Below are 10724 nucleotides of genomic sequence, written 5' to 3'. Positions count from 1 at the left end.
CGTCCTGCCGACCGCCATCGCGTCGGATGCGGTGCTGTGCACCGACGGCAGCGCCATGTTGGCAAGTGCGGCAAGGGATCTGGGAATTGAGCACCACGCCCTGAACACCTTGCGCGGCGAGCGCAAGCGAGGTGCGTGGCATGTCCAGAATGTCAATGCGCACCACAGCCGACTGAAGGGCTGGATGGCCCGATTCCGGGGCGTGGCGACGTCCTATCTGCCGAACTACCTGGGGTGGTTCCGGGCACTGGAGCGGAATGCCCAAGTCGGCGCAGGACCCGCGTCATTGCTCAGGTTGGCGATGACATGACCTCCATGTCCACAAACAACGCGAACAGCGCCAAAAAAAAACCTTCGTGATGCCGAGCAGGCGCGTCTTCAGGGCCTGCTGACCCGGCTGCTGGCGAACTACACGCCGCGCGCGCCGGATCTGCGCAAATGGGCGGACGCCCGCGGCAGCGCCATCGATCTTGGCAACCATTGGCTGCCGCAGGGCGCGGTGGTCGGCATCGACGCGGGCCAGATGGCCGGCATTTCCCGCGCCTATACCGCCGACGCCTGGGAAGGCGTGGTGCAGCCGATGCTGGCGACCCTGCGCGCGCAGGCACCGCAACGGGCGAGCCGCATCGATGACCTGCGCGATGCTTATTTCCGCGATTATTTCCTCCAGTGGGCGAAGTACCAGTCGCGCTTTCAGGAAGGCATCGGCCTGTGGCGCGGGCGCTACGGCGAGCTGCTGGCGCGCGCCGGCGGCAAGCAGAATCCCTACGCGCTTTTTTTCGAATCCGCCCAGCGCAACCTGTATGAGCTGCCGTTCGACTGGCCGCTCTCGTCGCGCTGGGCGCTGACCTGGGCACAGATGAAGGCGAAGTGGCTGTCGTCGTGGCGGCCGTTCGGCCGCTTCGTCACCGGCTCGTTCCGCTTCGGCGGCGAGAAGATCCAGCCGCCGGTCTGGCTGCTGGCGATGCGCGATACGCAGGCAACCGTGCTGGCCAACCAGGACGCGGACTACGCGCGCGCCTACCTGCGGCTGCAGGCCGACGGGTCCGGCGAAGACGTCTACCAGCTCGCCTCCGACCTGTTCGCCAGCAAGGGCAAGGCCGAGAAGCCGCCCGCCAGCGAATACGGCGAGCTGATCGAGGCGGTGGACAAGCCCGCCGAGAAATACGCCACCGCGTTCAAGGGCGATGACCTGGCCGCGTGGTCGGTAGTGCAGGGGCCGGCCCGGCTGCTGCTGTTCCTCACCGTCCATCGCGCCGGCGAATTCGTGCAGGAGCGCTGGCGCGAAAGCGTGGTCAAGCCGCTGGCGGCGCTGCCGCCGGCCCAGCAGGTCGAGGCGCTGTACGGGCCACAGGGCAAGCTGGGCGCGTTCGTCAACGACTGGCTCAAGCCTTTCATCAGCGAGAAGGAGCGCCTGCCGGTCAAGGTGGACGGCGTGGCGATGCCGCTGACCGCCGCCTACCAGGGCATGGTGGCGGCCGAGCGCAAGTTCCTGCCGGTGCTGGGCGACGTCGCCCCGTTCCTGGCCGGCAGCTTCACTCTGGTCCAGCCCAGCCAGCTGGGCGCGCTGGATGAGGGGCCGTCCGGCACGGTGTTCGAGGTCGAATGCCGCGAGCGCGTCTATCGCGCCAGTTCGGCCGGCGCGTCGCTGGCGGAAGCCACCGCGCAGGTGTTCTGGTCGCCCTCCAACTGCCTGTCGGCGCGGCTGCGCATCGCCATCGCGTTGCCGGCGGCGGAAGCTGGCGAGGTCGTGCAGGAATTCGATCCGGAAACCAGCGCGATGCAGGCCGCGCCGCCGGAAGAGCTCGAACTGGTGCGCACCTATGCCGGCGCCGACGGCTTCGCCGAACTGATCCGCGACTTCGCCGCCGGTTCGCATGCCTACGGCCTTGAGGACTTCCGCGCCAGCTACAGCCCCGCGCAGTGGAACCAACTGCGGCAGAAGCTGGCGACGGCCGGCTTCCGCGGCGCGCGGGTGTTCCTGAAGCCGGACCTGTCCGACGAAATGCAGCGTTACCTCGGCGCCAGCACCGCGCGCGCCGATGTGCCCAGCGAGATCCTCGAATAACCGCAACCGGAGGGCCCATGGCCATCGACGTCACCGAACTCCTCGCGCCGATTCCCGGCAGCGACCCCGCCGGCAGCGATGCCAGCTTTTCCGACCAGTTCGACCGCATCCGCGAAGCGCGTCGCGCCGATGACCCCAACCTTGCCCAGGGCGATTGGCAGACCGAACTGAAGGTCGCCGACTGGCGCGAAGCGCAAAGCCTGTCCGAAGACGTGCTGCTGCGCACCAGCAAGGACCTGCAGGCAGCGGTGTGGCTGGCCGAGGCGGCCATTGCCAGGCATGGCCTGGAAGGCGCGCGTGACGCCTTCGACCTGCTGACCGGGCTGCTGGACACCTATTGGGACGGCCTGTATCCGCGCGCCGAGGACGGCGATCTGGAAGAGCGCGCCGGCAAGCTGGCCTGGTTCGCCAACTACGGCAGCCGCGTGCTGCAGACCATGCTGCTCAACGACGACCCGCAGGCGGCGCTGACCCTGGCCAGCTGGGTCGACTCGCGCGAGGTCGACAACCTCGGCCGCCAGAACGCCGAGGCCTACCAGGCCGCGCTGGACGAAGGTCGGGTCAACGGCGAAACCTACGACAGCCGCATGCAGGCGATTCCGGAGGCGCTGGTGCGCGAGCGCAGCGACCAGGTTCAGGCGGCGCGCGAAGCTTTCGCCCGCTTCAGCGCGATGGCCGACGGCCGGCTTGGCCGCGAAGCGCCCAGCCTCGGCGCCCTTGATGACGCGCTGAAGAAGATCCAGACCATCTATTCGCGGGTGGCAGCAGCCAAGGGCATCGGCGGGGCCGTGGCGGCCGACGGCGAGGTCGCGGCCGACGGCGTTGCCGGTGAAGGCGGCGGCAATGGCGAGGCCGCGGCGGGCGCGCTCAATCTGGGCGGCGGCAGCCTGGCCTCGAAGGAGGCGGCGTTGCGCGCACTCAACGACATCGCTGGTTTCTTCCGCCGCACCGAGCCGCACAGCCCGGTGGCCTACCTGCTGGACCGCGCGGTGGCGTGGGCCGACATGCCGCTGGAACAGTGGCTGGCCGAAGTGATCCGCGACGAAAGCACGCTGGCGTCGATCCGCGAGCGGGTCGGCCTGCCGTCCGGCAATTGACGCGACGGGGGCACGCAAACCCCGCCGCGTCGCGGCCACGTCGAACGGCATATGTCCAAGTCTGGCCGTCCGACGGATGTTGCGCCCGCGGCGCGCTTCCTAGACTCGATTGCATGTCCCGGGACACGCCGCCAATGCGCCGCGTTCCCGGCCCAGACACCCGCAGTACAAAACACGCCCGGGGAATCTCATGGCCAAGAAGGAAAGCACCCAGCACAAGCTCGACCGCGTGCGCGCACCGCGCGTGCAGCTCACCTACGACGTGGAAGTGGGCGATGCGATCGAGAAGAAGGAACTGCCGTTCGTGGCCGGCGTGATCGGCAACTTCAGCGGCCAGCCAGCGGAGCCGCTGGCGAAGATGAAGGACCGCAAGTTCGTCAACGTCGACAAGGACAACTACGACGACGTGCTCAAGGGCATGAAGCCGCGGGTGCAGGTGCAGGTGGACAACAAGCTTGCCGACGACGGCTCCAAGCTCGGCGTGGAGCTGACGTTCCGCAGCCTGGAGGACTTTTCGCCCGAGCGCGTGACCAACCAGATCGAGCCGCTGCGCAAGCTGCTGGAAGCGCGCCAGAAGCTGGCCGACCTGCGCAACAAGGCGGCAGGCAACGACAAGTTCGAGGATCTGCTCAACGAGGTTCTGCAGAACACCGACAAGATCGCCCAGCTGAGCAAGGAAGTCGGCACCCCGTCCGACGACTGAGCTGCCACCCGCAATCGACGATCACGACCCGCAGCGAGCACACGACATCATGGCCAATACCGAAACCCTCGCGGCCCCCGCCGCCGCCGCCGAAGCCGCCGAGGGCGGCCTCCTCGACCAGATCCTGACCCAGAGCAAGATCGCCCGTTCCGACAGCGAGCGCAGCCGCGCCCGCGACCTGATCGCCGAGCTGGTCGCGCAGGTCAGCGATGGCGCGATGACCGTGTCGCGGGACGCCATCGGCGCGCTGGATGCACGCATCGCCGAAATCGACCGGGTGCTGTCGGAACAGCTCTCGGCAGTGATGCACGCGCCGGAGTTCCAGCAGCTGGAAGGCAGCTGGCGCGGCCTGAAGTACCTGGTCGACAACTCCGAAACCAGCACCACCCTGAAGATCAAGGTGTTCAACACCACCAAGAAGGAACTGGTCAAGGACTTCAAGAACGCCTCCGACTTCGACCAGAGCAACCTGTTCAAGAAGCTCTACGAAGAGGAATACGGCACCTTCGGCGGCGCACCGTTCGCCACCCTCATCGGCGACTTCGAGTTCGGCCGCCACCCCGAGGACATGTACCTCATGGAGGAGATCTCGCACGTCTGCGCTGCCGCGCATGCGCCGTTCCTCAGCGCCGCTTCGCCGGAGCTGCTGGGCTTCGACGATTTCACCGAGCTGTCCGGCCCGCGTGACCTGGCCAAGATCTTCGACACCGTCGAATACGCCAAGTGGAAGAGCTTCCGCGCCTCCGAGGATTCCCGCTACGTGGGTCTGGCGATGCCGCACGTGCTTGGCCGCCTGCCGTACGGGCCCGATACCGCGCCGGTGGAGGCGTTCAACTTCGTCGAGCGCACCGACGGTACCGACCACAACAAGTACTTGTGGATGAACGCCGCCTACGCGCTGGGCACCAAGGTGACCGATGCCTTCGCCAAGTACGGCTGGTGCGCCGCGATCCGCGGCGTCGAGGGTGGTGGCCTGGTCGAGGGCCTACCCACCCATACCTTCGCCACCGACGACGGCGAAGTGGCGCTGAAGTGCCCGACCGAGATCGCGATCACCGACCGCCGCGAGAAGGAACTGGCCGACCTCGGGCTGATCCCGCTGGTGCACTGCAAGGGCACCGACTACGCGGCGTTCTTCTCCACCCAGTCCGCGCAGAAGTCCAAGGAATACAACACCGATGCCGCCAACGCCAATGCGCGCCTGTCCTCGCAGCTGCAGTACATCTTCGCGGTCAGCCGCATCGCCCACTACCTGAAGTCGATGATGCGCGACAAGATCGGCAGCTTTGCCTCCAAGTCCAGCGTCGAGCTGTTCCTCAACAACTGGATCTCGCAGTACGTGTTGCTGGACGACAACGCCTCGCAGGAGGCCAAGGCGCAGTACCCGCTGCGCGAGGCGCGCATCGAAGTGGCGGAGATCCCGGGCAAGCCCGGCGCCTACAAGTCGGTGGCGTTCCTGCGCCCGCATTACCAGCTGGACGAATTGAGCGTGTCCCTGCGCCTGGTCGCGGAACTGCCCAAGTCGGCCCGCTGACGACTATCCGTTTTCCATTCCAACCTGAGGAGATACCACGATGGCTTCCGATTACCTGCTCGAGCTCGACGGCATCAAGGGCGAGTCGCTGGACGAAAAGCACAAGGACAAGATCGAGATCGATTCGTTCTCCTGGGGCGTCAGCAACGCCGGCAACATGGGGCGTGGCAGCGGCGGCGGCACCGGCAAGGCCGATTTCCAGGATCTGACCTTCACCAAGCAGACCGACAAGGCCAGCCCACTGCTGGTGAAGGCTGCCGCGTCCGGCGAACACATCAAGAAGGCCGTACTGACCGCCCGCAAGGCCGGCGGCAAGGGCGGCCAGGTCGAGTACTTCAAGATCACCCTCGAGGACGTGATGGTGAGTTCGTTCACCACTGGCGGCAACGCGGGTGGCTCGTCGATTCCGGTCGATGCCTTCAGCCTCAACTACACCAAGATGAAGTACGAATACATGCCGCAGAAGGCGGACGGCAGCCTGGAGGGCGCCATCATCGCCCAGTACGATCGCGCGCTGAACAAGGCGACCTGATCGTGATCCAACCTGACGGCCCGTCGCGCATGTCGCGGCGGGCCGTTGCCATTTTGCGGATGCGCGGCGAGGGCAGGACATGCGCGGATTGATGGATCGGCTGGTTGACGTGGCGTTGCCGGAGGACGCAGGCAGGCGGGTGTCGATTACCGACATCCGCAACAGCATTTCCCGCGATCTGGAGAGCCTGCTCAACACCCGTTCGGAGGCCGCACGGATGATCCCGGAGGCGTTCAAGGAATGCCGCGCCTCATCGCTGACCTACGGCATCCTGGACTTTTCCTCCTACAGCCTGCTCAGCCCGCACGACCGCGACCGTATCCGGCGTTCGCTGGAACAGGCGATCGCCCTGCACGAACGCCGGCTGACCCGGATCCGGGTCACCCTGGAGCCGCAGCGCGAGCTGGATCGGGCCCTGCGCTTTCGGGTCGATGCGTTGATGGAGCTGGGCGAGGACAACGAGAAGGTGCAGTTCGATGCCGTGCTGCAGCTCAATACCCAGACCTACGTGGTGCGCTGAGCCGGCGACGGCGTCTCTTCCAGCAAAGCCATTTGCGCGGCTTGCTGCAACCCGTCGATCAATTGCGGCGCCAGGTGCTGTCGCCACCAGGCGGCGGAACGCATGGGTTGTTCGCCGTCGTTGGATTCAGCCGGCAACGATGCCATCCGCAGCGCCAGGTCTTGCAAGAGCGCTTCATGGTTGCGGCTGCCGTCGAGCAGCTGGATGAGTTCGACCGCCAACCGGCTGTCCAGCCGCACCATGGAGGGCCGCAGGCTCGCAACGCAGTCTGCGCCGGCCTCCAGCTGCAGGCGCGCCAACGCGCTGGCGCGTGGGGTGGCGCCGGGTTCCGAGGCAAACCCCGGAGGCTCGCAGTGCAGCCCCAGCAGTCCATGTTCGAACCCGCGCAGCAGCGCCTTCGCCAGTGCGTCGGCGTCCTCGTCCTCGCTGGCGACGCTTCGCGATGTGGCGCGCGCCCGCGTCAGCAGCGCGTCGAATGCCAACGGCATGGGAAAGGCACTGCCAATCACATCCAGTGCGGCCTGGATGACCGGGTGGTCCGTACTCAATACCGCGTTGCCGGCGCTGCCGCTGCTGCCGCTGCTGCCGCGGAAGACGACCGCGTCATCGCCGCTGCCGGTGCGGGCCTCCTCCCGTTGCAGGTGCCCGGCTGCTTGCAGGCCTCGCGTTGCGGATGCATCGGCCGGTCGCATGACGGCCGCCTCGGCCCGGCATAGCAGGGTTTGCCGGAAGCGGCGCCCCTTGAGGAAGTCCAGGTACTGCTCGCGCTGGAGCAGGTCGCCGTTGGCCAGCGCGGCTAGTCCGGGGCGTGCTTCCGGCGCCAGCGCCGCATCGCTCATCTCGTGGTAGTCGGCCTCGGCGAGGAATTCCAGGCCGTGCGCCTGCGCCTGCGCGGCAAAGGCCGTGATGCTCAATGGCTCATTGATCTGCGCCAGGTCATCATGGAACAGCACGCTATGGTCAGTGCGGCGCAGCAGCTCGCCGGCTTCATCGCGGATCACCGCCGCATACGGCTTGCCTTCCGGCGTCGCGGCCCCCAGCCAGCGCAAAAATTGCCGGGCATGGGCGATCCGGGCGGCGGGTTCGTCGACGTCTGCGCAGTGATGCCGCAGCATGTCCCACACTAGGCGGCGCAGATGGCAGCCGGGCAGGGCGTTGTAGCTGATGTACGCGATGCCGGCGCTGGCCAGCTTCTGCCGACAGAGCGCAAGCAGATGCTCGCGCACCTGCGCCGGTACCCATGAATAGAATCCGTGGGCGGTGATGTAATCGAACGCCCGCTCGCCAGGCTCCCATTGCGTGAGGTCGGCCTGCGCCAGCGCGAGGTTGTCCAGCCCCAGCCGCTGCCGGAACGTTTCGCCGCGTGCAATCGCCTTTTCGGACATGTCGATGCCGACGAACTGCGAGTGCGGATACGCCAGCGCCAGTGCCAGCAGCTGCAGGCCATCGCCACAGCCGACCTCCAGCAGCCGGCAGTGCGATGGCGCGGCGCAGGCCAGCCCGTGCAGGCGGCCGATCGCGGCCAACCGCGACGGATGCATCTGCGGCAGCACATGGGCCGGGTATTCCAGGGTGTCGTAGGCGAACTCCGTGCTCATGCGGTGTCTCCCGTGCGTGCGCGGGCTGCCAGCACGGCCGCCAGCATGGCTTCGCGCAATCGGTGCGGAGCTACCGGTTTGAACAGCACCGGGATATGGCTGGCCATGATCGCGTCGACCCGCTCGGGCCGGGTTTCGCCGGTCACCAGCAGGCGCGCGAAAGGCGGGTGTTGTGCGTCGGCGCCGTAGTGACTGGCGATCGCTCCCAATACTTCCAGGCCGCTGTGCTCGTCCTGCAGGTGCAGATCACTCAGCACCAGGTCGGGCGGGGTGGTCCAGTCGGACAGCCGGGCGAGCGCGCCGGCTTCGTCCGACGCCGTGCGGATATCGCAGCCCCATTCCTGCAGCAGCACGCGCAGGCCTTCCGCAATACCGGGCTCGTCGTCGATCGCAAGCACGCGCAGGCCGCCGAGGTCTAGCGGGCTATCGATGCCGTCGCTGCTGCCGGGCGCGCGGACGGTGCCCGGCTCCAGCGTGATCGACACCCGCGTGCCGCGGCCCAGCCGCGATGCCAGGGCGATCCGGCAATCGACAAGGCTCGCAAGCCGCTGCACGGTCGCCAGCCCCAGCCCCAGTCCGCGCTTGCGTTCCCCGGTGCGGGTATCGGCCTGTTTGACCTGATAGAACTCCTCGAACACGCGGTGCTGGTGTTCCGGCGCAATGCCGCAACCGGTGTCCCACACCTCCACCCGGATCCTGCCGGAGGCCTGGTGCCGCACGCCGATCAGCACGCCGCCGGCATCGGTGTAGCGCAGCGCGTTGCTGACCAGATTGTTGAGGATGCGTGCCAGCATGGTGCGGTCGCAGTGCACCCATGCATCGGTCTTGCGCACCACCAGCCGCAGGCCGCGTGACTCCGCCAGCATGCGGAAATTGCGGCTGACCTCGTCGAAGACGCCGTCGAGGTACACGTCCACCGGTTCCGCACGCATGCTGCCGGCCTCCAGCCGCGATAGATCCAACAGCTCCGAGAACAGCTGGTCCAGCGAGGCCACGCATTCCTCGATGTGCACCATCCGCGCCAGCTTGTCGGGGTCGGTTTCGCCAGCGCGCAGGGTGGAGGAGAACAGCGTCAGCGCGTACAGCGGCTGGCGCAGGTCGTGGCTGGCGGCGGCCAACAGGCGCGAGCGCGCCTGGCTGGCCGCTTCCAGCTTGGCGTTCTTGTCGGCCAGCTCGATGGAAGCGCGCCCCAGCTCGCTCTGCATGCGGTTGCGCGCGCTGGCCAGCAGCTTGGAAGCCTGGTTGACGCCCAGCTGCAGCCGGCGGATCGCGCCTTCCCGTCGCAGCGGATGCACATGCACCGGCTCGCCGCGACCCAGCTTGTCCATCGCGACGCCCAGCTCGTCCAGCGGGCGCAGGACCTGGACCGCGATGTCCCAGCTGAGCGCCACCACCAGCCCCAGCGCACCCAGCATCAGCAGGCCGCTGAGCCACAGCGCCAGCACCAGCCCGCTGGCCAGTGGCCCGTGCGACAGCTGCCATGCGCCGTAGGCCAACAGGCAGAAGGCGATGAACACCGCCAACGTCAGTGGCATCACCACCCGCCACGCCCATTGCCGGAGCATGGAATCCCGCGGTCGAACCGGACTCGGGCCCGTCGGGGCCGGGGATGCCTGCACGTGCCAGCCTCGTCGTGATTGCCGGAGATATCGCGGCAAACGGATTGCGGCAGGGTCTGCGGCCATCGCAGGCGGGATGGAAGTCAGTACCGCCGGCGGCCATGATCAACTCCGCAAGCACCGGCGGGTGTAGGCTTTCCGCACCTCATGGGCAGGACCGTGCATGAACGCTTTGACGGCTGCACTGGAGTCGCGATACGAGGAGATGGCAGCGCAGTTGCTGGACATCTACCGGGACCTGCACCGGAATCCCGAGCTTTCGATGCAGGAGCACCGCACCGCGGGCATCGCCGCTGACTACATCGAGAAACTCGGCTATGCGGTCACCCGCGGCGTCGGCGTCACCGGCGTTGTTGGCGTGTTGCGCAACGGCGACGGCCCCACGGTGATGCTGCGTGCCGACATGGACGCGCTGCCGATGGCCGAGGACACCGGCTTGCCCTACGCCAGCACCGTCATCGCCGCCGATGCCGATGGGCAGACGGTGAGCGTGGCGCATTCCTGCGGCCATGACCTGCACGTGACGTGGGGGCTCGGTGCTGCGCACGTGCTGGCCAACGCGCGCGACGCGTGGCGCGGCACCGTGATGATCGTGTTCCAGCCCGGCGAGGAAACCGCGCAGGGCGCCAGCGCGATGGCCGGCGACTGGGAGGCGGCCGGATTGCCGCACGCCGACGTGGTGCTGGGCCAGCACGTGATGGTGGGTGCGGCCGGCACGGTGAGCTACCGCCCTGGGGTGATCCTGTCGGCGGCCGACAGCCTGAAGGTGAAGCTGTTCGGACGCGGTTCGCACGGCTCGCAGCCGCAGACCTCGATCGATCCGGTGGTGATGGCGGCCGCCACGGTCATGCGCCTGCAGACCATCGTGTCGCGCGAGGTGGCGCCGCTGGACAGCGCGGTGCTGACCATCGGATCGCTGCAGGCGGGGACCAAGGAAAACATCATCCCCGACGACGCCACCATCAAGCTCAACATGCGCACCTATGACGAGGGCGTGCGCACGCATATGCTGCAGGCGGTCAAGCGCATCTGCTGCGCCGAATGCGATGCCTC

The 10724-nt window shown here is 67.5% G+C and carries 10 protein-coding genes; 8 read left to right on the top strand and 2 right to left on the bottom strand.

Features of this window, described 5'->3' with window-relative positions:
- The 7 genes from G582_RS16725 to tssE form a co-directional block, all read left to right on the top strand.
- The coding region (locus G582_RS16725) for an IS1595 family transposase (protein ID WP_038053958.1) at window positions 1-310 on the top strand (310 nt) is incomplete at its 5' end.
- Between the two features lie 189 nt (window positions 311-499).
- Window positions 500-2068 (top strand): type VI secretion system membrane subunit TssM, encoded by a 1569-nt coding sequence (locus tag G582_RS0113070; RefSeq protein ID WP_051247250.1) that lies wholly within the window; start codon window positions 500-502, stop codon window positions 2066-2068.
- A 17-nt stretch (window positions 2069-2085) separates the two neighbouring features.
- Window positions 2086-3165: a type VI secretion system protein TssA gene (tssA, locus tag G582_RS0113065; RefSeq protein WP_038054214.1), complete on the top strand. Its 1080-nt coding sequence runs from the start codon at window positions 2086-2088 to the stop codon at window positions 3163-3165.
- A 190-nt stretch (window positions 3166-3355) separates the two neighbouring features.
- Window positions 3356-3868 (top strand): type VI secretion system contractile sheath small subunit, encoded by a 513-nt coding sequence (gene tssB / locus G582_RS0113060; RefSeq protein WP_028840201.1) that lies wholly within the window; start codon window positions 3356-3358, stop codon window positions 3866-3868.
- A gap of 49 nt (window positions 3869-3917) precedes the next feature.
- On the top strand, window positions 3918-5402 hold the full coding sequence (gene tssC, locus G582_RS0113055; RefSeq protein WP_038054211.1) for a type VI secretion system contractile sheath large subunit: 1485 nt from the start codon (window positions 3918-3920) through the stop codon (window positions 5400-5402).
- A gap of 40 nt (window positions 5403-5442) precedes the next feature.
- Window positions 5443-5934, top strand: a complete 492-nt coding sequence (locus G582_RS0113050) for an Hcp family type VI secretion system effector (RefSeq protein ID WP_028840199.1) — start codon at window positions 5443-5445, stop codon at window positions 5932-5934.
- Window positions 5935-6025: 91 nt separating this feature from the next.
- A complete protein-coding gene (gene tssE, locus G582_RS0113045) occupies window positions 6026-6454 on the top strand; it encodes a type VI secretion system baseplate subunit TssE (protein WP_169380646.1) in 429 nt (142 codons plus the stop codon).
- On the opposite strand, the gene G582_RS0113040 is transcribed toward tssE, so the two are convergent.
- Window positions 6439-8052, bottom strand: a complete 1614-nt coding sequence (locus G582_RS0113040; RefSeq protein ID WP_028840197.1) for a class I SAM-dependent methyltransferase — start codon at window positions 8050-8052, stop codon at window positions 6439-6441. The two genes, tssE and G582_RS0113040, sit on opposite strands and share 16 nt — an antisense overlap.
- Complete coding sequence (locus tag G582_RS16715) at window positions 8049-9617, bottom strand: ATP-binding response regulator (RefSeq protein ID WP_156880523.1); 1569 nt, start codon at window positions 9615-9617, stop codon at window positions 8049-8051. The genes G582_RS0113040 and G582_RS16715 overlap by 4 nt, the downstream gene beginning before the upstream one ends.
- A gap of 217 nt (window positions 9618-9834) precedes the next feature.
- Here G582_RS16715 and G582_RS0113030 point away from each other — a divergent pair.
- Window positions 9835-10724, top strand: an 890-nt coding sequence (locus G582_RS0113030) for an amidohydrolase (RefSeq protein ID WP_038054208.1), incomplete at its 3' end; no start/stop codon positions are given.

Origin of the sequence: Thermomonas fusca DSM 15424 (assembly GCF_000423885.1) — a bacterium.
GTDB lineage: Bacteria > Pseudomonadota > Gammaproteobacteria > Xanthomonadales > Xanthomonadaceae > Thermomonas > Thermomonas fusca.
Note: the sequence above shows the minus strand (reverse complement) of the source record. Positions and strands in the feature narration are given on the sequence as shown.

Coding starts and splice junctions, on each gene's coding strand:
- tssA (WP_038054214.1), top strand. CDS start 2,086: ATGGCCATCGACGTCACCGAACTCCTCGCGCCGATTCCCGGCAGCGAC.
- tssB (WP_028840201.1), top strand. CDS start 3,356: ATGGCCAAGAAGGAAAGCACCCAGCACAAGCTCGACCGCGTGCGCGCA.
- tssC (WP_038054211.1), top strand. CDS start 3,918: ATGGCCAATACCGAAACCCTCGCGGCCCCCGCCGCCGCCGCCGAAGCC.
- G582_RS0113050 (WP_028840199.1), top strand. CDS start 5,443: ATGGCTTCCGATTACCTGCTCGAGCTCGACGGCATCAAGGGCGAGTCG.
- tssE (WP_169380646.1), top strand. CDS start 6,026: ATGGATCGGCTGGTTGACGTGGCGTTGCCGGAGGACGCAGGCAGGCGG.
- G582_RS0113040 (WP_028840197.1), bottom strand. CDS start 8,052: ATGAGCACGGAGTTCGCCTACGACACCCTGGAATACCCGGCCCATGTG.
- G582_RS16715 (WP_156880523.1), bottom strand. CDS start 9,617: ATGCTCCGGCAATGGGCGTGGCGGGTGGTGATGCCACTGACGTTGGCG.